At 54.5% G+C, this 21,824-nt stretch carries 16 protein-coding genes, 2 tRNA genes and 3 rRNA genes; 11 read left to right on the top strand and 10 right to left on the bottom strand.

The genetic code is table 11. The annotated features are described in order from the left end of the window. Positions 1-3: 3 nt before the first annotated feature. The 10 genes from xseA to LOH54_RS09640 all read left to right on the top strand — a co-directional run bounded on the left by xseA (position 4) and on the right by LOH54_RS09640 (position 11,324). Positions 4-1,269, top strand: a complete 1,266-nt coding sequence (xseA, locus tag LOH54_RS09685; RefSeq protein ID WP_231018830.1) for an exodeoxyribonuclease VII large subunit — start codon at positions 4-6, stop codon at positions 1,267-1,269. A 341-nt stretch (positions 1,270-1,610) separates the two neighbouring features. Further along, positions 1,611-3,114: ribosomal RNA gene (locus tag LOH54_RS09680) — 16S ribosomal RNA — on the top strand. Positions 3,115-3,239: 125 nt separating this feature from the next. Continuing rightward, positions 3,240-3,316, top strand: a tRNA-Ile gene (locus LOH54_RS09675). Positions 3,317-3,328: 12 nt separating this feature from the next. Continuing rightward, positions 3,329-3,404: transfer RNA gene (locus LOH54_RS09670), tRNA-Ala, on the top strand. 186 nt (positions 3,405-3,590) lie between these two features. Continuing rightward, positions 3,591-6,458 (top strand): 23S ribosomal RNA (locus LOH54_RS09665). Positions 6,459-6,590: 132 nt separating this feature from the next. Continuing rightward, a 5S ribosomal RNA gene (gene rrf / locus LOH54_RS09660) occupies positions 6,591-6,706 on the top strand. Together the 16S, 23S and 5S rRNA genes with 2 tRNA genes alongside form the textbook arrangement of a ribosomal RNA operon. Positions 6,707-7,368: 662 nt before the next feature. After that, positions 7,369-8,673: an OmpP1/FadL family transporter gene (locus LOH54_RS09655; RefSeq protein WP_231018828.1), complete on the top strand. Its 1,305-nt coding sequence runs from the start codon at positions 7,369-7,371 to the stop codon at positions 8,671-8,673. Positions 8,674-8,788: 115 nt separating this feature from the next. Beyond that, entirely contained in the window at positions 8,789-9,472 is a 684-nt protein-coding gene (gene ung / locus LOH54_RS09650; protein ID WP_231018825.1) for a uracil-DNA glycosylase, read from the top strand. Next, a complete protein-coding gene (locus LOH54_RS09645) occupies positions 9,465-10,277 on the top strand; it encodes an ABC transporter permease (RefSeq protein ID WP_416768929.1) in 813 nt (270 codons plus the stop codon). Before ung ends, LOH54_RS09645 begins: the two co-directional genes overlap by 8 nt. 3 nt (positions 10,278-10,280) lie before the next feature. Continuing rightward, on the top strand, positions 10,281-11,324 hold the full coding sequence (locus LOH54_RS09640) for an AI-2E family transporter (protein ID WP_231018823.1): 1,044 nt from the start codon (positions 10,281-10,283) through the stop codon (positions 11,322-11,324). Positions 11,325-11,523: 199 nt separating this feature from the next. On the opposite strand, the gene LOH54_RS09635 is transcribed toward LOH54_RS09640, so the two are convergent. The 3 genes from LOH54_RS09635 to LOH54_RS09625 are packed head-to-tail and all read right to left on the bottom strand — an operon-like array spanning position 11,524 to position 13,058. Then, entirely contained in the window at positions 11,524-12,102 is a 579-nt protein-coding gene (locus LOH54_RS09635) for an SCO family protein (RefSeq protein WP_231018821.1), read from the bottom strand. 2 nt (positions 12,103-12,104) lie between these two features. Beyond that, positions 12,105-12,578, bottom strand: a complete 474-nt coding sequence (locus tag LOH54_RS09630; protein WP_231018820.1) for a hypothetical protein — start codon at positions 12,576-12,578, stop codon at positions 12,105-12,107. A gap of 3 nt (positions 12,579-12,581) precedes the next feature. Continuing rightward, entirely contained in the window at positions 12,582-13,058 is a 477-nt protein-coding gene (locus LOH54_RS09625) for a copper chaperone PCu(A)C (RefSeq protein ID WP_231018818.1), read from the bottom strand. A 329-nt stretch (positions 13,059-13,387) separates the two neighbouring features. Here LOH54_RS09625 and LOH54_RS09620 point away from each other — a divergent pair, with 329 nt between their 5' ends. Further along, positions 13,388-13,651 (top strand): hypothetical protein, encoded by a 264-nt coding sequence (locus LOH54_RS09620; RefSeq protein ID WP_231018817.1) that lies wholly within the window; start codon positions 13,388-13,390, stop codon positions 13,649-13,651. A gap of 41 nt (positions 13,652-13,692) precedes the next feature. On the opposite strand, the gene LOH54_RS09615 is transcribed toward LOH54_RS09620, so the two are convergent. The 7 genes from LOH54_RS09615 to LOH54_RS09585 form a co-directional block, all read right to left on the bottom strand. Beyond that, complete coding sequence (locus tag LOH54_RS09615; RefSeq protein ID WP_231018816.1) at positions 13,693-14,871, bottom strand: glutathionylspermidine synthase family protein; 1,179 nt, start codon at positions 14,869-14,871, stop codon at positions 13,693-13,695. Between the two features lie 3 nt (positions 14,872-14,874). Beyond that, a complete protein-coding gene (locus LOH54_RS09610) occupies positions 14,875-15,432 on the bottom strand; it encodes a Cj0371 family chemotaxis-regulating polar lipoprotein (RefSeq protein WP_231018813.1) in 558 nt (185 codons plus the stop codon). Positions 15,433-15,434: 2 nt separating this feature from the next. Continuing rightward, positions 15,435-15,902, bottom strand: a complete 468-nt coding sequence (locus tag LOH54_RS09605) for a hypothetical protein (protein WP_231018812.1) — start codon at positions 15,900-15,902, stop codon at positions 15,435-15,437. Continuing rightward, positions 15,863-19,120, bottom strand: coding sequence for a carbamoyl-phosphate synthase large subunit (gene carB / locus LOH54_RS09600; protein ID WP_231018811.1), 3,258 nt, complete (start codon positions 19,118-19,120; stop codon positions 15,863-15,865). The genes LOH54_RS09605 and carB overlap by 40 nt, the downstream gene beginning before the upstream one ends. Positions 19,121-19,216: 96 nt before the next feature. Further along, positions 19,217-20,032: a MipA/OmpV family protein gene (locus tag LOH54_RS09595; protein ID WP_231018805.1), complete on the bottom strand. Its 816-nt coding sequence runs from the start codon at positions 20,030-20,032 to the stop codon at positions 19,217-19,219. Then, complete coding sequence (gene mreC, locus LOH54_RS09590) at positions 20,029-20,787, bottom strand: rod shape-determining protein MreC (protein WP_231018804.1); 759 nt, start codon at positions 20,785-20,787, stop codon at positions 20,029-20,031. The genes LOH54_RS09595 and mreC overlap by 4 nt, the downstream gene beginning before the upstream one ends. Next, positions 20,780-21,817 (bottom strand): rod shape-determining protein, encoded by a 1,038-nt coding sequence (locus LOH54_RS09585; protein ID WP_231018803.1) that lies wholly within the window; start codon positions 21,815-21,817, stop codon positions 20,780-20,782. The genes mreC and LOH54_RS09585 overlap by 8 nt, the downstream gene beginning before the upstream one ends. Between the last annotated feature and the right edge of the window lie 7 nt (positions 21,818-21,824).

The raw sequence follows: 21,824 nt of genomic DNA, 5'->3' as shown, positions 1-21,824 counted from the left end.
AGCGTGCAGGCGGTCTCCGTATCGGCCCTCAACGAACAGATCAAGAACCTTCTCGAGACGACTTTTGTCCAGGTCGCCGTCGAAGGCGAACTCTCCCGAATTACCTATCATAACAGCGGCCACATCTATTTCACCCTCAAAGACAGCGGTTCGGCGCTCAGCGGCGTCATGTTCCGCGGAAACGCGGCCCATCTGCGTTTCCGGCTCGAAGAGGGTCTCAAAGTTGTCGTCCGCGGCGGGATCACGCTCTACAAACCCCGCGGCACGTACCAGATCAATGCCCAGATGATCGAACCTGCGGGGCAGGGGGCATTGGCCCTGGCCTACGAACAGCTGAAAAAACAGCTCTCGGAAGAGGGGCTTTTTGAAAGTGAACGGAAAAAGCCGCTGCCGCGTTACCCGAAAAAAATCGCCCTGATCACCTCTGCGACGGGAGCGGCGCTTCAGGATATGAAGCGGGTGGCGGCGCACCGCTGGCCCCTGACGGAACTTTTCGTCTATGACAGCATCGTCCAGGGAGCACAGGCGCCTTTTTCACTGGCGGCAGCACTGAAGGCGGCTGATGAAGCGGGATATGACGTCATTGTTCTGAGTCGGGGCGGGGGAAGCCTTGAAGACCTGTGGGGTTTCAACGACGAAACCTTGGCAAGGGGGGTTGCGGCAGCAGCAACCCCGGTCGTCTCCGCCGTCGGGCATGAGATCGACTGGGTGATCACGGACTTCGTCGCCGACCTGCGGGCACCGACTCCTTCCGCCGCAATGCAGATGATTCTGCCGGACCAGTATGAAATAATGATGAACCTCGATGCGCTCCAGGAACAGCTGGACCGCCGTGTTAGCGAAAAGCTGCAGGTGAACATGCAGACGGTTACCCATCTGTACGAACGTTATCGACAGCATTCGGTCGAACAGAAGATTAAAGAACAGGGCGAACTGCTGCTGCAACTGCAACAGCGGTTTGATCAAAGCATCGCATACCGGCTTCAGCAGGCGGCATCTATGCTGGAACCGATGTACACCCGCCTGGACCAGAGCGAAGTGCTCCTGCTGAATCAGAAGCAGTCGCTGCTGAATGCATTGGAGCGAAACATCGAATCCCAGGATCCGAAGCTCAAAGATAAAAAGGGATATGCCCAGGTTGTCAAAGAGGGGCGCCCCATTTCCCTTTATAATGTAAGAGAAGGGGATGAAATCAGTCTGATGGACAGCCGCTTTACGGCGGTTGCCGAGGTTAAATCCATACGCGAAAACAGCGCAAATAACAAGTAACAAATTTACATAAATTAGCAAATTCGAAGAAATTTCACAAAATTCGAAAATTTGCGCAGAAACCTCTTGACATTGCTTTAGGAATCCCCTATAATTCCCGTCCACAAACGATGAGAGGCATCGAAAGAAGCCGATCAGCCGGGTCTTCGAGTTGAAGATTTGGGAAGTTTGAGATCATTGAAAACTAAGCAAGTGGGATGGACAGATGCGAGTCTGGAAGTCTTACTTAGATAAGACACAATTTAACCGTCTATTACTATTAATAGTGATAGACACTATACAGCCAATGATTTTATATCTTGGGCTGGATCAGTAATCGTTTCTTCGGAAACGTCTTTTCAATTATGGAGAGTTTGATCCTGGCTCAGAGTGAACGCTGGCGGCGTGCTTAACACATGCAAGTCGAACGGTAACAGGGAAGAGCTTGCTCTTTTGCTGACGAGTGGCGCACGGGTGAGTAATGTATAGGTTACGTGCCCCTCAGTCTGGGATAGCCACTGGAAACGGTGATTAATACCGGATACTCCTGTTCGCAGGGAAAGGTTTTTCGCTGAGGGATCGGCCTATATTGTATCAGCTAGTTGGTGAGGTAAGAGCTCACCAAGGCGATGACACATAGCGGGTTTGAGAGGATGATCCGCCACACTGGTACTGAGACACGGACCAGACTCCTACGGGAGGCAGCAGTGAGGAATATTGCACAATGGGGGAAACCCTGATGCAGCAACGCCGCGTGGAGGATGACGCATTTCGGTGTGTAAACTCCTTTTATTAGGGAAGAAAATGACGGTACCTAATGAATAAGCTCCGGCTAACTCCGTGCCAGCAGCCGCGGTAATACGGAGGGAGCAAGCGTTACTCGGAATCACTGGGCGTAAAGGACGCGTAGGCGGGTTTTTAAGTCAGGTGTGAAATCCTATGGCTCAACCATAGAACTGCACTTGAAACTGGGAACCTAGAGTATGGAAGGGGCAGATGGAATTAGTGGTGTAGGGGTAAAATCCGTAGATATCACTAGGAATACCGAAAGCGAAGGCGATCTGCTGGGACATAACTGACGCTGAGGCGTGAAAGCGTGGGGAGCAAACAGGATTAGATACCCTGGTAGTCCACGCCCTAAACGATGAATGCTAGTCGTCGGGGCTCTTGTAGTTTCGGTGATGCACTTAACAGATTAAGCATTCCGCCTGGGGAGTACGGTCGCAAGATTAAAACTCAAAGGAATAGACGGGGACCCGCACAAGTGGTGGAGCATGTGGTTTAATTCGAAGATACACGAAGAACCTTACCTGGCCTTGACATTGATAGAATACTGTAGAGATACGGTAGTGCCAGTTTACTGGAGCTTGAAAACAGGTGCTGCACGGCTGTCGTCAGCTCGTGTCGTGAGATGTTGGGTTAAGTCCCGCAACGAGCGCAACCCTCGTCCTTAGTTGCCAGCAGTTCGGCTGGGCACTCTAAGGAGACTGCCTTCGCAAGGAGGAGGAAGGTGAGGACGACGTCAAGTCATCATGGCCCTTACGGCCAGGGCTACACACGTGCTACAATGGGACGTACAGAGAGTTGCGATACCGCGAGGTGGAGCCAATCTCATAAAGCGTCTCTCAGTTCGGATTGTACTCTGCAACTCGAGTGCATGAAGCTGGAATCACTAGTAATCGTAGATCAGCTAAGCTACGGTGAATACGTTCCCGGGTCTTGTACTCACCGCCCGTCACACCATGGGAGTTGATTTCACCCGAAATCGGGATGCCAAACTGGCTACCGCTTACGGTGGAATCAGCGACTGGGGTGAAGTCGTAACAAGGTAACCGTAGGAGAACCTGCGGTTGGATCACCTCCTTTCTAGAGTAACCGGGCCTCATTCGTTTGAGGGCCCGAAGAGAAAATCTCACACAGAGTTGTGTCTGTCCGCTTGCTTGCTTAGTTTTCAGTGATCTGTGTTCTATTGAATTAGAAATGCCGAGAAGGGGCCTATAGCTCAGCTGGTTAGAGTGCACCCCTGATAAGGGTGAGGTCGGAGGTTCAAGTCCTCCTAGGCCCACCAGGATCACTATGTGGGGAATTAGCTCAGCTGGGAGAGCGCCTGCTTTGCACGCAGGAGGTCAGCGGTTCGATCCCGCTATTCTCCACCACGGATGAAGCCTAATACGAGTACTTGATGAAGTATTCATATTAGACTTCTTAGTGTATAAGAGTCTAAATCGTTCATTGAATTATCATTGTTAAAGTCAACAAATATAGTAAGAAATTACTATATGCAACTACAATTGAAGATTACAGTCTTATTCATATTGAGTAAGGCAGTAAGCGCTAATTAGAATAAAGATATTAAGAGCTATAGGTGGATGCCTAGGCTGGTAGAGGCGATGAAGGACGTACTAGGCTGCGATAAGCCTCGGGGAGCTGCCAAGAAGCTTTGATCCGGGGATTTCCGAATGGGGCAACCCGGCACGGTGCGAATCGTGTCACCCTTCGGGGGGCGAACCAAGGGAAGTGAAACATCTCAGTACCTTGAGGAAAAGAAATCAACCGAGATTCCCAGAGTAGCGGCGAGCGAAATGGGACTAGCCCTAAAGCGTGTAGTGTGTTAGCAGAATCCTTTGGAAAGAGGAGCCATAGAAGGTGATAGCCCTGTAAGCGAAAACTATCTACATGTTATTCGAGTAGGTCGGGACACGTGTTATCTTGACTGAACATGGGGGGACCACCCTCCAAGGCTAAATACTACTACCAGACCGATAGCGAACCAGTACCGTGAGGGAAAGGTGAAAAGAACCGTGGTGAACGGAGTGAAATAGAACCTGAAACCTATAGCTTACAATCATTCGGAGCCCCATTCTTTATGAGGGGTGACGGACTGCCTTTTGCATAATGAGCCTGCGAGTTGTGGTATCTGGCAAGGTTAAGCGAACGCGAAGCCGTAGCGAAAGCGAGTCTTAATAGGGCGATTAGTCAGATGCTGCAGACCCGAAACTGAGTGATCTATCCATGAGCAGGTTGAAGCTGGTGTAAGAGCTAGTGGAGGACCGAACCGATAGGCGTTGAAAAGCCTCCGGATGACTTGTGGATAGGGGTGAAAGGCCAATCAAACTCAGTGATAGCTGGTTCTCTCCGAAATATATTTAGGTATAGCCTCGAGTTATTAGCATACAGGGGTAGAGCACTGACAGGGCTAGGGCTGCTCACCGCGGTACCAAACCCTATCAAACTCCGAATACTGTATGCCTAACCTCGGGAGTCAGGCGGTGGGTGATAAAATCAATCGTCGAGAGGGGAACAACCCAGACTAGCAGCTAAGGTCCCTAAGTTACATCTAAGTGGAAAAGGATGTGGAGTTGCTGAAACAACCAGGAGGTTGGCTTAGAAGCAGCCATCCTTTAAAGAAAGCGTAACAGCTCACTGGTCTAGCGATTCTGCGCCGAAAATATAACGGGGCTAAGATGTACACCGAAGCTCTAGACTTAGTTTTACTAAGTGGTAGGAGAGCGTTCCATTCAGCGTTGAAGGTATACCGGCAAGGAGTGCTGGAGCGGATGGAAGTGAGCATGCAGGCATGAGTAGCGATAAAAGCAGTGAGAATCTGCTTCGCCGTAAACCCAAGGTTTCCTACGCGATGCTCGTCATCGTAGGGTTAGTCGGGACCTAAGTCGAGTCCGAAAGGGGTAGACGATGGCAAATCGGTTAATATTCCGATACCGACTGTAGAGCGTGATGGAAGGACGCATAGGGCTAAACGAGGTCACTGATGGAATAGTGGCTCGAAGGATGTAGGTTGTAAGGCAGGCAAATCCGCCTTACATGAGACCGAGATCTGACAGGCTGTCGACGCTCTTCGGAGCAGAAACAGAATCGTTGATGCCGTCGTGCCGAGAAAAGTTTCTAAGCATATCTACAGTCGCCCGTACCGTAAACCGACACAGGTGGGTGAGATGAGTATTCTAAGGCGCGTGGAAGAACCCTGGTTAAGGAACTCTGCAAACTAGCACCGTAACTTCGGAATAAGGTGTGCCCGTTGTATGTGAAACCCCTGCGGGTGGAGCAGAAGCGGGTCGCAGCAAAGAGTCCCTCCCGACTGTTTACCAAAAACACAGCACTCTGCCAACACGTAAGTGGATGTATAGGGTGTGACGCCTGCCCGGTGCTCGAATGTTAAAAGGATCCGTTAGCTTTGCGAAGCGGTGAATTGAAGCACGAGTAAACGGCGGCCGTAACTATAACGGTCCTAAGGTAGCGAAATTCCTTGTCGGTTAAATACCGACCTGCATGAATGGCGTAACGAGATGGGAGCTGTCTCAACCAGGGATCCAGTGAAATTGTAGTGGAGGTGAAAATTCCTCCTACCCGCGGAAAGACGGAAAGACCCCGTGCACCTTTACTATAGCTTGACACTGCTATTGGGATATTCATGTGCAGGATAGGTGGGAGCCGTTGATTATATGACGCCAGTTGTATATGAGGCACCCTTGAGATACCACCCTTGAATATTCTGATAGCTAACTGCGCAGAGTTATCCTCTGTCAGGACAATGTCTGGTGGGTAGTTTGACTGGGGCGGTCGCCTCCTAAAAAGTAACGGAGGCTTACAAAGGTTGGCTCAGATGGGTTGGAAATCCATCGCAGAGTATAATGGCATAAGCCAGCCTGACTGTGAGACGTACATGTCGAGCAGAGTCGAAAGACGGTCATAGTGATCCGGTGGGTTCTGTGTGGAAGGGCCATCGCTCAAAGGATAAAAGGTACGCCGGGGATAACAGGCTGATCTCCCCCAAGAGCTCACATCGACGGGGAGGTTTGGCACCTCGATGTCGGCTCATCGCATCCTGGGGCTGGAGCAGGTCCCAAGGGTATGGCTGTTCGCCATTTAAAGCGGTACGCGAGCTGGGTTCAGAACGTCGTGAGACAGTTCGGTCCCTATCTTCCGTGGGCGTAGGAGAGTTGAGGAGAGCTGACCCTAGTACGAGAGGACCGGGTTGGACGAACCACTGGTGCACCGGTTGTCCTGCCAAGGGCACCGCCGGGTAGCTACGTTCGGATGTGATAACCGCTGAAAGCATCTAAGCGGGAAGCCAACTCCAAGATGAACTCTCCCTGAAGGACGCATGAAGACTACATGCTTGATAGGCTGGGTGTGTACGCAGAGCAATCTGTTTAGCTGACCAGTACTAATAGTCCGTTCGTCTTTTTTCCCTAAAATTAGTGTCTTACTGCCTTACTGAATATGAGAAGCTGTAATCACTGTAGTTGCCGTTGACTTTAACAATGAAAACTTCCCGACACAGTCGGATCTAAGATCACTTCGGTGCTTTTAGATCCGATTGTCCAGGTGGCTATAGAGAGAGGGAAACGCCCGGCCCCATTCCGAACCCGGAAGCTAAGCCTCTCATCGCTGATAATACTGACCCTTGCAGGGTTGGGAACGTAGGTCGCCGCCTGGTTCTCGGAATTTCTTCACATTCAAACAATCACAACAATTTATTACCAACAATCTCTTAAGTCTAAACTCCGGCGGCTATGTTGGCTTTATACTACGTATTCGCTCTTCATCTATCTTACTTTACTCCTGTAAAAACGCAACCCCGTTGCCTTTTTTCATGAGATATCCTGGTTCTCGGATTTATCTTTCTTTTACTTACTTCCAAAGTATCACTAATCATTTATCCACAGTGTAAACTAACGATATTCGAAAATTACATCAACATCTATGATCATCTTCTTTGCTTAAATTCCTTTATCTGCTATTTTTCTAATGTTCCACAGTGCTGTTGGCAGAAGGAAACTGTCTCGTGCAAAAATCATTGTCAGCCTATAAAGTTACAAATAGTAACATTCTCACAATTCTGTCAAATATTTGACACATTTCTATCAAAATGAATAATCTGTATAAAAAATAACAGAAAATAAATAAAAATGCCCAGTATCATAACTACAGTATATAAAAATATTTTATTTCTTCCAATTTCCTCATTTTGCTTAAAATTATTATTAATACTCCTTAAATAGGGATGTTCGGCTTTAGATTCGGTTTATTTTGCAGGGCATATAATGATCGAAATCGGAAGCAAATACTTCCATTTGATTTTTATTCGTAGGAGAATAGATGACACGTACAATCCAACTGGCTCTTGCAGCGGCTATGGCGCTTGGGACAACTTCCGCATTTGCGACAAATGGTGATACGCTTATTGGGCTGGGTGCCAAGACACGCGGTATGGCTGGTGTCGGTATCGGTATGAGCCACGGTGCGGAATCCGCACTCGCCAACCCGGCGCTGATCTCATCTGTTAAAGATGTGGAAATTTCCTTTGGTGGCACACTCTTTATGCCGCATGTCAAATATGATGCGAATGTAGGCGCCGGTGCGCAAAACAGTGATGCGGATATGAATATGATTCCGGAAGTATCCATTGCGTACAAAGTAAATGACAACTTCTACTGGGGTATCGGTATGTGGGGTACAGCCGGTATGGGTGTTGACTATCGTGAAGCAGGCAATGCGGCTACAGGTGGCAACGGTACCCTTCAGATGGTGACAAATCTTCAGCTGATGCAGTTTGGTGTACCATTTACGTATGCCCGCAGTGGGTTCAGTGTCGGTGTTACACCTATTCTTCAATACGGTGCCCTTGGTATTAACTACAAGATGCCGGATCTTATGAACCAGAATAACGGAAATCCATATTCCATTGGTGGCGGTGTCGCACAAGATCTGAAATTCGGATTCAACATTGGTGCAGCCTACGATTTCACACAGGTTGGTGTAAAGGGTCTAACTCTTGGCGCTGTTTATAAAAGTGCAATCGAAATGGAATACAAACAGCAGCTCTCATCTGCAACGCAGCCATTTGTCGACTTTGGTATCTTCCCGGCTCCTATGGGTGATAAACTGGAACAGCCCGCCGAAATCGGTGTTGGTGTATCTTATTCCATCGCAGGAAACACCATTGCCTTTGATTACAAGCAAATTAAATGGGCGGATGCGACAGGCTACAAAGACTTTGGTTGGGATAACCAGAATGTCTATGCGATCGGTTACGAATTCGCTATGGATAACTGGGCAGTGCGCGCCGGTTTCAACTATGCTGAAAACCCTATCCAGGAGTTGCCGGATGGAACAGGTTTTGTTGACCCGAATGATCCGAACACCTATGCATACGCCGGCGGTGCTGCTTTGAACATGTTTAACCTTCTTGGCTTCCCTGCAACTGTTGAACAGCATTACAGCCTTGGTGGAACATATGGCGTTACTGACAGAGTATCAGTTGATGCTGCAGTGGTCTATGCACCAGAGAAGAAAACTGAATTCGGAACAGGCGGTCTTGCTGCACTCGGTATGGCGGGCCCAAAAGCGACGGTTAAGCATTCTCAAACCGGTGTAAGTGCACAAGTGAACTTTGCGTTCTAAGCGCATCGTGCACTAAGAAACTTCATTCCTCCGCCTTCGGGCGGACTCCTTCGCTTTACGCATCCCAAACACTTTCTTCTGTATACTACGTCGGACTCTATATACGGACGGTGCTATGCAGATTGACCCCAAGATCGACCCCTCCTGGAAGCAAGTGCTTTCCTCGGAATTCGAGCAGCCCTATTTCAAAGAGTTGAAAACTTTCCTTCTCGCTGAAAAGGCCGCCTTTCCCATCTACCCCAAAGGTGCCGATATCTTCGCTGCATTCAACCTGACACCCTATGAAAAGGTCAAAGTTGTAATTCTCGGTCAGGATCCTTACCACGGGCCGAACCAGGCGCACGGGCTCGCGTTTTCCGTGCAGCGGGGCATCGCGCATCCGCCTTCCCTGCAGAATATATTCAAGGAGCTGAGAGAGGACATCGGCTGCGAGGTCCCGCAACACGGGACGCTGGAAGCATGGGCGCAGCAGGGGGTTTTTCTGCTCAATACGGTCTTGACGGTCCGTGCGGGGCAGGCGCATTCGCACAAAGAACAGGGGTGGGAGCGTTTTACCGATGCGACGATCAAGGCTCTCAGCGACGGCCGGGAGAAGCTCGTTTTTATTCTCTGGGGACGGCCGGCCCAGATGAAAGCGTCGCTTATCGACGCTTCACGCCACCATATCATTACCTCTCCGCATCCCTCTCCGCTCTCTGCGTACCGCGGTTTTTTCGGTTCGAAACCCTTTTCGCAGACCAATGCCTACCTGCAAAGCGTAGGCATCATCCCGATCGACTGGTGCCTGAATGATGCATGATTTCCCGCGCAAAACACTCTTCTTGCTGGCAGTGATCGTCCTGGTGACTTTTGCGGGCGGCTTCTTCTATACGGCCGATCCCTATATGCTGAATGCCGATGCGATCCTTTCGGCCCCTTCATTCGCCCATCCATTCGGGACCGACCGGCTCGGACGGGACCTTCTCGCGCGCATTATGGAAGGGGGTAAGATCTCGCTTATTATCGGGGTCGGGAGTGCCTTGATAGGGACCTTCCTCGGGTTTATACTCGGTGCGATCGCCGGGTATGCGAGGGGAGTCGTCGATAAAGGGTTTGTCATTGTCGTGGACCTCTTTCTGACCTTCCCGACCTTTTTCCTGCTGCTGGCTTTGGTGAGCTATGTCAACGCTTCGGCGCTGGTATTGATCCTCATCATCTCCGTGACGGGCTGGATGACGACGGCGCGGCTGGTGCGTTCGGAAAGTTTCGCCGTGACGTCGCAGCCCTTTATCAAGATCCTCAATATTGCAGGGGTGTCACGGGCAAAAATCCTGCTCAAATACTACGCCCCTCTGCTCGCCCCGATTTTCTTTGTCAGCTTTACCTTCGGCGTCGGCGGCGCCATTCTTTCCGAATCGGGTCTGAGCTTCCTGGGACTTGGGATCGTCGCACCTCAGATGAGCTGGGGGACGATCCTGAGCAACGGGAAGGAGGTGATCGACATCGCGTGGTGGGTCAGTTTCTTCCCCGGACTGATGATCTTTCTCGTGACGCTCAGTCTGATGAATCTTGCCAACTATCTTCAGCAGCGCACCAATAAGAAAAAAATCCAGTCAGGAGCGTAGTCTATGGAGCAGACAAACCGTTTCGGGAACGTTTTTATTATCCTTGCCGCCGTTGTCATCGTCTTTGCCGGTGTCAAAGCGGCATCTGCGATCATTATCCCTTTCCTGTTGTCACTCTTCCTTGCGATCATCCTGATGCCGCTGCTGCACTTCTTGATGGATCGAAAAATCCCGATGGCACTGGCGATGCTGATGCTTATCGGTCTGCTGCTGCTCTTCTTTGTGCTTTTCGGCGTGATCGTCGGTCATGCCACGAATGACTTTATCGGTAATCTTCCCGGCTATGAAGCCGATCTGCGAAACCGTCTCGGCGGGGTGGCGGCATGGTTGACCGGGCAGGGGATAACCCTGCCGGAAAAGAACCTGCAGACGCTGCTCGATCCCAGTGCGGTTTTTGCCTATATGACCGGGGCCCTCAAGGGATTCGGATCGATCCTGACAAACGGGTTCGTCATTTTGCTGACAACGGTATTCATGCTTCTAGAGGGGGTGGCCTACCGTAACAAGATCGCCTATATCTACCGCCGGAACCACTCTGAAGGCCAGAAGCATCTCAACGAGATCCTGGCGAAGATCAACCACTACATGGCGCTTAAGGCATTGATCAGCGCCGGTACGGGTCTGCTCGTCTATCTGCTGCTGCTCATCTTCGGCCTGGATTACCCCGTACTGTGGGGTGTCGTAGCCTTCTTGCTGAACTTTATCCCCAATATCGGATCGATTATGGCTGCCGTACCCGCCGTTTTGCTGGCACTCATCCAGCTTGACCCGGCTTCGGCGTTCTGGATTGCGGCCGGGTATGTTGCAATCAACGTGCTGGTCGGTTCGATCATCGAACCGAAGGTAATGGGCAGAGGGCTCGATCTCTCAACTTTGGTCGTTTTCTTGTCGTTGATCTTCTGGGGATGGCTGCTGGGGCCGGTCGGTATGCTGCTCTCCATCCCGCTGACAATCATGGTGAAGATCGTTTTCGATTCGGAAGAGTCGACCCGCTGGATCGCCGTGCTGCTCGGCACGGGCGGTAACGGCCAGACGGCAGAAGCGTAACAGCAGCACTTCAAGTTTTCGGGAAAATAACTGCTGAACGGTTTGTTTTGAATGTGTTGCGAGCGCGGTTCATACCTGAAGGTACTTCCTTCGGTCGTCTGCGCGCGCCCTGAAAGAAGTACCCTTGGGGTATGGGCACCCTGCCGAAGGGAACAGAGCGTTAGCGTAGGCATCCGGGCTTCGCTCGGGTACCGTATAATTAGTGGGAGATACCGAGCGCTTTTTCCATATGCGTCAACGTTTCGCGGGGGTCGATGCTGTGGTTCAGGCGTGAGCTGAAGTTGCCCTGTTTGTCGAAAAAGTAGACGTAGGAGGTGTGGCCGACGGTGTAGCCCATTGCCTTGCTTCCCCCCTCGAGAATCGTGTATTCGGTCCCGTCAAAGCGTGAGACGACGTCGTCGATCTCCTGCTTCGTCCCGGTCGCGCCGATGTAGGTGGGGTAGAAGTATTCGACATACTCCTTGAGGCTCTGCGGCGTATCGCGGTTGGTGTCCACGCTGACAAAGATCACCTGCATCTCTTCGGCCGCTTCGGGCGGCAGGAGCTTCATGGCCCCCGTGAGATTGGAGAAGGTCGTCGGGCAGATATCGGGGCAGTAGGTGTAGCCGAAGTAGACGGCGACGGCTTTTTTGTCCCGGAAGTCGCTGAGGCTGACCGGACCGTCGGCACTCTCAAGGGTAAAGTCGTAATGGGAGCGTTCCACGGCGGGAATAACATAAAAGTAGGCCACGGCGGCCAGCAAAATGGGGAAAAGAATCAGGATCAGACGTTGGACCATGGTTACTCCGTCGAAAAGGTAAAATAGGCACCGATGCGCTTTGTCGGTTCTTCGGCAATAATGTTGGCGCGCCAATCCATCCGTCCGGTGCAGGTGGGGATCATCCCTTCGCCGCTGTAATTGCCATCGTCCGTGCGCGTCAGGATATAGCTGTATCGGCCCATATTCATGTTCAGACCGTAGATTTCCACCTTGAGTGTCTTGTAGGCATGGGGGGTCGAAAGGTGCAGCTGCAGCTTCTGCATGACCGGGATCGGACGGGGTGTGATGGCAAAGGTCACGGGCGTGCCGTCGCCCATCGTTGCAGTACAGGCGCTAGTCTGAAGGTCGCACTCTTTTGCAGTCGTGCCGAACTGTACGTCGCCGCTAAGCCATTTGTAGATGACGTCCGCATCGTAGGCAAGATAGGCAAAAATGAGCAGCAGGGCGATGCCAAGCTGAATGGCGAGAATCTTAAAAAGTTTTTTGAGACTCACCCGTCACTTACCGCACTTACCGCTGCCGCATTTCATTTTTTGCTGCATCATCATGCCGGCTACTTTTTTGACAGGCGCCTCAAGCGTAATGCTTTCGCCGTCGGAGAAGTTCAATGTGATCGTGACATTCTCCCCCGCCTTGAGCTTCTGTGTCAGGCCGATGAGCATGACATGCAGGCCGCCCGGCTGAAGCATCGTCGTCCCGCCGGCCGGAATGTCGATCTTCGGGATCTGGCGCATCTGCATCATGCCGTTGACGTTCGCATGTTCGTGGAGTTCGACCGTCTTGGCAGCCGTCGAGGTGGCACTTACCAGCGCGACCGGTTTGTCGGTGGCGTTCGTCAACTTCATAAATGCGGCACTGTTCGGCATATTCGGCGGGACTTCGCGGACATAGATGCCGGAGACTTCGACAGACTGGGCGGAGAGGCCGGCGACAAGGAAAAGTGCTGTGATCAATACGCGATGCAAAAGGGTCATGATGTTCCTTCGAGATGATAATAAACATTCCTGCAATTTTCTCAGACCACCTTTTCGTTGTTCTGACGCATTCAGGCATATCTATAGAGTATAGTGAAACTCTATAACAGAAGTGTTAAATCTATACCAAAGCGGGACGAAAGGCCCATCCTGACGTTACAATATCGACTGATAGTCTTCGCAATTCCCATCAGTTTCTCTCCTAAAACGGAGATTTTGATTTTAATAATTAAGTCGGAATCTACCGGAGGTGTTTCATACTGAAAAAAGTATGAAGGCTTCCGCCTTCGGGCGGTACTCCAAACGATAATCCAACCAAGGGAGACGAGATGGCTTTTATGATGGTACGACACAAAGTCAGGGATTTTAACGAATGGAAGCCCGGGTATGACGGGCATAAGGGGGCAAGGGACGCTGCCGGGTTGAAAGAGCTCTATCTGCTTCAAAACGCGGACGACCCCCAGGAGGTCATCGCGCTGTTTGAAGCCGCCGATCTTGAAAAAGCCCGTGCCTTTGCCGCATCCGAGGATCTCAAGCAGAAGATGCAGGAGGTCGGCGTCATCGACCGGCCGGATATCTATTTTCTGGAATGAAGCGTTTCCCCGGACAGCGTCCGGGACGCTCTCACCACTTTCTACGAAAGCATGTGCCCCACAAACTTGCTCATATTGTCCAGTATCTCGCCGCCGCGGCGGAAACCGAGCCCGCATGCCTCGTAGGCGAAGAAGACTCCCGCCTGGTAGCGGTTGCCGCTGCGGTCCTGCGGGAAGGGGACATATTCCTGGTAGAGCGGGCGATAGTTGCCGTAAGGCCCCTCCGTCGAGACGAGTACGCTGCCGTCGGCATCCATGATCTGCGTATTGGCCCCTTCGCGGCCGAACATCCGCTTTTCCACCTGTTTCACGCCCGAAAGCGGCTCGAACGAGCTCTTGAGCAGGTAGGGGGAGTCCGGGAAGAGGTCGCAGAGGATCTTGAGCATCCCTTTGGACTGAAAGAGCAGGGTATAAGCGGGGTTCAGGATGATCGCCTTCTGGTTGGCCATGATCGCGCCGAGCAGGACCGCGAGTTCCGGTTCGTCCGTGGCGATGTCTTCCCAGGGGTAGAGCTTGAACCAGTATTCAAAGGGGCTGTCATCAGCATCAAAGATCCCCTCGTCATCGAAGCGGACATTCTGCAGGAATTCAAACCCCGTGGCAAAGCCTGCATCGGTCGCGATCTGGCGCAGCAGCTTCGTCGTCACCTCCTCCTCGTCATTGCCCTCGACGCTGCTGAAAAGGATTTTCCAGCCGTCGTAGAACTTCTCGAAATCGTCCGGGTCGTCAAAGAGGGTAATGAGGCGGCGGAAGTTTTGGAGCAAAGCTTCGTAGATGTTGTTGAACTGGCGCGCTTCATCGAGCCCGTTGTGCTTGAGCAGCGCCCACTGCAGCACCGCGCTCTCGTAGAGGCCCGTCGGCGTGTCGGCGTTGAACTCGATCAGCTTGATGGGTTGTCCGTCGATTCCCCCGGCAAGGTCGAACCGTCCATAGACGTGCCAGTGTACGTCGTTCTCCCAACTCTTCTTGATCGGATCGATCAGGTTGAAAGGGATGCCGAGATCGAAGAAAAGGTCGTTTTCGATGACATACTCCGCCGCCTGCACGTACATGTCATAGAGGGTATTGGCCGCCTCGTAGTAGGCCTCGGCTTCGGTATCGCTGACGAGGACCAGTTCGTCGGCGACATAGCGGGTGCCGTCGCTGTCGGTGTGCCAGGTAAAGCCGAGGGCGTCCAGGGCGTCGTTCGGCAGTGCCGAGACGGAATCGAGTCGGACCATCTTTTACCCTCCGTACGTCGTGGATGAGGTCGAAGAAGTCCCCGTTTTGGTGCCGCCGAAAAAGCTTTTCTTGCTGCTGGACGCTTTTGCCTTCTGCGTGGCGTGGTAGGCGCTTTTGTTGACGCGGTCGGCATGCTGGCGGTAGTTGGCGTTGTTCATCAGCGCGTTGCCGATCATGTTCCCCAGCAGGGAGCCTGCGGCGACGGCAAGGATCGTCCCTGCCAGTCCCATCCCCTCGCCCTGGGGCGGTTGGTTCAGTTCGCTCTGGCCCGCCTGCATTTTGTCATACTCCTGCTGGGCCAGCGCCTTCATCTCCGCTTCGTTCATGAAGCGCTCGGTCATGGTGCCGTTGGCGTCATACTCGCGGATGATGGCGCGGTTCGGACCCTCGGTCGGCATCTCTTCGACGACGACGTATTTGCCGCCGGCCTGCTGCTGGACGATGAGGTAGCGGTTCTGGTGTTCCTGCTGCTCCTGGACGCATCCGGAGAGGACGCTCATCATCGTGATTCCCGCCGTGCCGAGGTAGAGGCCCGAAGCGATAGATTTGACATGATTCATACTTATCTGATTCTCCGTTTTTTGCAATTATTCAGTTGATAGATTGTGGATGGTGTGTCTTCATAGAGTCCCCGCGCATCCTCGACGACGACGTCGGCCGTCTCAGCGGCATAGGCGGGCTCATATCGTCCCCCCGCCGCGTTGGCGGAGGTGGAGTAGAGCCAGCCGTAGGGGCGCAGCAGCTGATGGTAGCTGCCCTCGGGGACGATGCGGAAGGCCTGACCCCTGACAATGTAGGTCGTCTTTGTGCTGCAACGCACTTCGCGCTTGAAGCGTCCGGGGATACGCCCCGCCTGTTTGTAGGCTTTCATCGAGGCGAAGGTCTTGAGAAAGGGTTTGGACGGGGGGCGGCTTTTCGCGCGCGCAAGGGCCTCCGCGTTCTGCGAGACAAAACCGACGGTCGTGTCGGTCTGGACCAGCAGAAGCCGTGTCAGGCCAGGTAGTCTTGAAGGGCTTGCGGGGCGGTCCAAGCATCGTCCTTCATGTGGCCGAGCGCATCGATCGCGGCGCGGGCGGCGCTGAGCGTCGTGAAATAGGGGATGTTCATCCGCAGGACGATCTGTCGGATGACGATGGCATCTTTTTTCGACGTGTTGTTGTCGGAGGTATTGATTGCCATGGTGATGTCGCCGTTTTTCATCATGTCTTCGATGTTCGGGCGTCCTTCGGAGATCTTGAGGACCGGTTCGCACGGGATGCCCGCCTCTTCGATCACCTTCTGGGTGCCGCGGGTGGCGACGAGCTTGAAGCCGTGTTCATGCAGTCCGCGAGCGATCTCGACGCCGGCAGGTTTGTCCATCGTGATGAAGGAGAGGAAACAGGTTCCCGAAGTCGGGATACGGTTGCCCGCCGCCATCTGCGACTTGGCGAAGCTCACACCGAAGCTGGAGCTGATCCCCATGACCTCGCCGGTCGATTTCATCTCCGGGCTCAGGACCAGGTCGGCGCCGTAGAGTTTGTTGAACGGGAAGACCGCCTCTTTGAGGGCGATGTGGTCGCGCAGGCGCGGTTTGAGCAGCCCGTCGCCTTCGATGACGATATCGTAGCGGTCGTAGAAGGCCAGCGCGTTGCGCAGGGTGTCGCCCATCATGACGCGTGTCGCGACTTTGGCCAGCGGCATCCCAGTTGCCTTGGAGACGAAGGGGACGGTACGCGATGCGCGCGGATTGACCTCGATGAGGTAGACCTCGTTCTGGTAGATGGCGTACTGGATGTTCAGCAGGCCGATGACACCGAGGCCGAGGGCAATCGTTTTCGTCTGCTGCTCGACCTGTGCGAGCAGCGCATCGCTGAGGTTGACCGGCGGCAGCGAACAGGCGGAGTCGCCGGAGTGGATACCGGCCTCTTCGATGTGCTGCATTACCGAGCCGATATAGACCTCGCTGCCGTCACAGATGGCGTCGACGTCGAGCTCGACCGCCTGGTCAAGGAACTTGTCGACGAGCACCGGCGCGTCGTTGGAGACGGAGACCGCTTCTTCCATGTATTGGCGCAGCTCCTCCTCTTTGTAGACGATACGCATCGCGCGGCCGCCGAGGACGAAGGAGGGGCGTACGAGGACCGGGTAGCCCAGACGCGAAGCGACGCTGATCGCCTCCTCTTTGGTCGTCGCGATGCCGTTGTCGGGCTGCTTGAGGTCATGCTTGGTCACGAAGTCGGAGAACTTTTCGCGGTCCTCGGCGAGGTCGATCACCTTGGCCGGGGTCCCCGCGATCTGCGCGCCGATGGCCGTCAGCGGGTTGGCGAGCTTCAGCGGGGTCTGGCCGCCGAAGTGGACGATAACGCCGTTCGGTTTCTCGTATTCGATGACTTCGCGGACATGCTCGAGATCGATCGGCTCGAAGTAGAGGACGTCGGAGGTGTCGTAGTCGGTCGAGACGGTTTCGGGGTTACAGTTGTACATGATCGTCTCGATCCCCATCTCCTCGAGGGCGAACGCCGCGTGGACACAGCAGTAGTCGAACTCGATCCCCTGGCCGATGCGGTTCGGGCCGCCGCCGAGGATCATCACTTTTTTCTTGTCCGAAGCGCGCGTCGGCTGTTCGGGCAGGGTCGTGATGTTCGTCGTGGAGTAGAGGTAGGGCGTCAGCGCCTCGAACTCGGCGGCACAGGTGTCGACTTCGTTGTACTCGAGGTGGATGCCCATGCGTTTGCGCGCGTTGTAGACGTCGCTCTCGCGGATGTCGCCCGCACCCTGCTTGGCGATGAGCTGGGCGATCTTCTTGTCGCTGAAGCCGTTGGCTTTTGCCTTGCGCAGGCGGGCCGCGTCGTTGAGGATATCGAGGTCGACCGTCTGCTCTTCGGCGACGATCTCTTCGATCTGGTAGAGGAACCACGGATCGATGTTGGAGAGTTCAAAGAGCTCCTCGACGTCCATGCCGCGGCGGAAGCCTTCGGCGACGTAGAGCATCCGCTCGGCGTTCGGCCGGCGGATCTCGTGGCGGATGTGGTCCATGTCGCCCGCTATTTCGTCAAAGCCGGAGAGGCCCGTTTCCAGCGAGCAGAGCGCTTTTTGCATGGACTCTTTGAAGGTGCGGCCGACGGCCATCGCCTCGCCGACGGATTTCATTCCCGTCGTCAGGGTGTTTTCGGCTTCGGGGAACTTCTCGAAGGTGAAGCGCGGCGTCTTGGTGACGATGTAGTCGATAACCGGTTCGAAGGAGGCCGGCGTCCCGGTGATATCGTTGGTGATCTCGTCGAGGGTAAAGCCGACGGCGAGCAGGGTCGCGACTTTGGCAATAGGGTAGCCCGTCGCTTTGGACGCCAGCGCCGAGGAGCGGGAGACGCGGGGGTTCATCTCGATGACGATCATGCGCCCCGTTTTCGGATCGACGGAGAACTGGACGTTGGAACCGCCGGTATCGACGCCGATCTCGCGCAGAATCTCGAAGGAGGCGTCACGCATGCGCTGGTACTCTTTGTCGGTCAGCGTCAGTGCCGGGGCGATCGTGATGGAGTCGCCGGTATGGACGCCCATCGGGTCGAAGTTCTCGATGGAACAGACGATGATGCAGTTGTCGGCGCGGTCGCGGATAACTTCCATCTCGTACTCTTTCCACCCCAGGAGGGACTCTTCGACGAGGATCTCGGTGATCGGGCTCTCATCCAGACCGCGCTGGGCAAGCAGTTTGTACTCGTCGATGTTGTAGGCAACGCCCGAACCGCCGCCGGCGAGGGTAAAAGAGGCACGGATGATAATCGGGAAGCCGATCTCTTCGGCCGCCGCGAGCGCTTCGTCCATGTTGTAGGCGTAGCGCGAATGCGGCAGGTCCATGCCGAGCTTGATCATCGCTTCCTTGAACGCTTGGCGATCCTCGCCTTTTTTAATCGCTTCGGGATTGGCGCCGAGGAATTCGATGCCGTCGAGCATTCCTTTTTCGTACATGCTCATGGCGGCATTCAGGGCCGTCTGCCCGCCCATGGTCGGCAGGATCGCGTCGACGTTCTCTTTTGCGATGATCTGGGCGATGATCTCTTCTTTGATCGGCTCGATGTAAGTACGGTCGGCAAACTCCGGGTCCGTCATGATCGTCGCCGGGTTGGAGTTGATCAGGACGACACGGTAGCCGAGCTCTTTGAGCGTTTTGACCGCCTGGGTGCCGGAGTAGTCGAATTCGCAGGCCTGACCGATTACGATCGGGCCGGAGCCGATGAGCAGAATCGTTTTGATGTCATCGCGTTTTGGCATTTATACCCTTCAAAAAAGATGAAAATTTCAGAAGGATATTATAGTCGGGAGGCCCTTAAAAAGGGGTGAAAGGCGGGAAAAGGCTCCCCGCCGGCGTCACCGTTTTTCCGGCGGGTTAAGGACGGCTTTTTCTTCGCCGAAAAGGTTGAAGGAGTAGAGCAGGGAGAGCATGCCGCTGTACATGTATCTGGTCTCCGTCAGGGGACTGTCTGCGACGGGGTCGCCGAAGCGGTCGGCGCGGAGATTGCCGAGCAGGTGCCAGTGTGCGTTGATGTTGTACTTCACATAGGTCTGGACGGCAAAATTCAGCGTCGCGTCGCTGCGGTAGGCGGGCCGGCCGATCAGCAGATCCTCTTCGCTGTTTTTCACGCCGAAATAGTAGTTTGCAAAGGGCTGGGAGAGCCAGACGGCGAGGATGCTGGGAACAAAGTACCAATCTCCGACGCTGAAGCTCTGGCCTACTTCCAGGCGCAGTTTCGTACCGTTGTTCGTATCGGTAATGTCATGCAGCGCAACGAACTCCGCGAAAAAATCGCCGTAGGCGTAGCTGGCCGCGAGGCCCCCTTCCCAGCCGCTGTCGCGCTCACGCATTCCCTGCAAAATAGGCGTTTTGGAGCGGCGGTTGAGCTGGGTCAGCGCGCGGCTTTCGTAGTAGCCGATAATCTGGGGCTGCGCGGTGAAAGAGAGCCCCCAGCTCTGCGTCTCGCCGCTTTCGCCGTAGAAGTACATCCCGACCCGGGTCCATCGGATGTAAAAGAGGGAGTTGTCGAAAAAGATGACGGGCGTACCGAGAACAACGGGGTCGGCATCCTTGTAGGGCAGGGTCTGGAAATAGGGGCCGGCCCCGAGGAAGATATCATCTTTGGCTCCCAGGAACAGGGGCAGGAGCAGTAAAAGGAGTAATCGTTTCATCTGATGTCAGTGATCACGTGGAAATAATCCGGATCGTTTCCTTTGTAATAGGGTTCGATGACGGCGTTCTGGTAGCCGCCGGTGAGTTCGATGGATTTGACCGTGCCGACCTTGACCCCCGCGAAGAAGAGGTGGTCCAGGCCGGAGGTGACGACCTCGTCACCGACGGTAATGGCGACCCAGGTGGGAATGTACTGTACGAGCATGGTGTCGCTGTTGCGGCCGCGGACGATCCCTGGGGCCTTGTTGGGCCCGACGAAGACGGCATAGGTGCACTGGTAATCGCCGTTGAGCAGGGCCAGCGGTCTGCCGTCGCGCGCCGTGACGATCCCGGCGGCCGTCTCGTTATAGATGAGTCCGTAGAGGCGCGAAGAGTTGAAATCATCCATCTGCAGCCAGAGCTTGGTCATGTCGGCAAAGTTGGCATAGGCGATGGTACGCACGAGGGCGACGCGCGGGTCGTAGCGGAAGGTGGAGTTATTCTCGGCCAGAAGGGCGTTGAACTCGGTGGCCATCTCGTGCAGGATCAGGTGCGACTGTCGGTAGAGTTCGGCTTCTTTGCGCAGCGCCTGAATGGTCTCTTTCTGTTCGAAGTTTTCCTCGATCAGATTGCCAATACCGGTGCTAAAGGTGTTCCAGGAGCGGTTGATCGATTGCAGGACGGAGAGCAGGGGGGATTGCAGGGTCGTCGAAAAGTAGACGGCCCCCGCGAACAGCAGAAGCAGGAAGAGGAGCGCAGAGGCGCGTTTACTCATTTTCGAAGAGTTCCTGGAGCAGGTCGATCTCCTCCAGGGCGCGTCCCGTTCCCTTGGCGACGGCCAGGAGCGGTTCGTCGGCGACGAAGACCGGGATGCGGATGATGTCGGCCAGGAACTTGTCGAGCTGGCGGATCAGTGCGCCGCCGCCGGTGAGGATGATGCCGTGGTCGACGATGTCGCCGGCGAGGTCGGGCGGCATCTTCTCTAGGACGTCCCGCAGCGCTTCGGCGATCTCTTTGAGCGGCTCTTTCATCGCTTCGTAGGCGTCGTCGCTGGTGAGTTCGATGGTGCTCAGCATCCCTTCGACCTGGTCGCGGCCCGTCGCGACTTTTGTCAGACGTTTTTCCAGCGGCAGGGCCGTCCCGATCTCGATCTTGATCTCTTCGGCGGTACGGTCGCCGATGAGGAGGTTGTATTTGCGTTTGACGTAGTCGATGATCGCCTTGTCGATCTTGTCGCCGGCGGTACGGATGGACTTGGAGAGCACGAGGCCGCCGAGGCTGACGACGCCGATCTCTGTCGTACCGCCACCGATATCGACGACGAGGTTCCCCTGGGGTTCGCGGATATCCACACCCGCACCGATGGCGGCGGCCATCGGCTCCTCGATAAGGAAGACCTCCCGTGCGCCGGCGGAGAGGGCCGATTCGCGGACTGCTTTACGCTCGACCTGCGTCAGGCCGTAGGGGACGCAGATGATGATGCGCGGGCTGATCAGCGCCGAGCGGCCGTGGGCCTTCTCGATGAACTTGCGGATCATTTTTTCGGTCATGTCGAAGTCGGCGATGACCCCGTCTTTCATCGGACGGATGGCGCGGATGTTGCCCGGGGTCTTCCCGACCATCTCCTTGGCTTCGTGGCCGACGGCCAGGACGCGCTGCTGGCCGAATTTTTCCATCTTCACGGCGACGACGGAAGGCTCGTTGATGATGATGCCGTGTCCCTTGGCGATGACGAGGGTATTGGCCGTCCCCAGGTCGATGGAGAGGTCGTTGGAGAAGAGTCCGATCAATTTGTTCAGAAGCATCGTGTTC

The sequence above is a fragment of the Sulfurimonas sp. HSL-3221 genome (assembly GCF_021044585.1).
Classification (GTDB): Bacteria; Campylobacterota; Campylobacteria; order Campylobacterales; family Sulfurimonadaceae; genus Thiomicrolovo; species Thiomicrolovo sulfuroxydans.
Note: the sequence above shows the minus strand (reverse complement) of the source record. Positions and strands in the feature narration are given on the sequence as shown.

Coding starts and splice junctions, on each gene's coding strand:
- LOH54_RS09655 (WP_231018828.1), top strand. CDS start 7,369: ATGACACGTACAATCCAACTGGCTCTTGCAGCGGCTATGGCGCTTGGG.
- ung (WP_231018825.1), top strand. CDS start 8,789: ATGCAGATTGACCCCAAGATCGACCCCTCCTGGAAGCAAGTGCTTTCC.
- LOH54_RS09645 (WP_416768929.1), top strand. CDS start 9,465: ATGCATGATTTCCCGCGCAAAACACTCTTCTTGCTGGCAGTGATCGTC.
- LOH54_RS09640 (WP_231018823.1), top strand. CDS start 10,281: ATGGAGCAGACAAACCGTTTCGGGAACGTTTTTATTATCCTTGCCGCC.
- LOH54_RS09635 (WP_231018821.1), bottom strand. CDS start 12,102: ATGGTCCAACGTCTGATCCTGATTCTTTTCCCCATTTTGCTGGCCGCC.
- LOH54_RS09625 (WP_231018818.1), bottom strand. CDS start 13,058: ATGACCCTTTTGCATCGCGTATTGATCACAGCACTTTTCCTTGTCGCC.
- LOH54_RS09620 (WP_231018817.1), top strand. CDS start 13,388: ATGGCTTTTATGATGGTACGACACAAAGTCAGGGATTTTAACGAATGG.
- LOH54_RS09615 (WP_231018816.1), bottom strand. CDS start 14,871: ATGGTCCGACTCGATTCCGTCTCGGCACTGCCGAACGACGCCCTGGAC.
- LOH54_RS09610 (WP_231018813.1), bottom strand. CDS start 15,432: ATGAATCATGTCAAATCTATCGCTTCGGGCCTCTACCTCGGCACGGCG.
- carB (WP_231018811.1), bottom strand. CDS start 19,120: ATGCCAAAACGCGATGACATCAAAACGATTCTGCTCATCGGCTCCGGC.
- LOH54_RS09595 (WP_231018805.1), bottom strand. CDS start 20,032: ATGAAACGATTACTCCTTTTACTGCTCCTGCCCCTGTTCCTGGGAGCC.
- mreC (WP_231018804.1), bottom strand. CDS start 20,787: ATGAGTAAACGCGCCTCTGCGCTCCTCTTCCTGCTTCTGCTGTTCGCG.
- LOH54_RS09585 (WP_231018803.1), bottom strand. CDS start 21,817: ATGCTTCTGAACAAATTGATCGGACTCTTCTCCAACGACCTCTCCATC.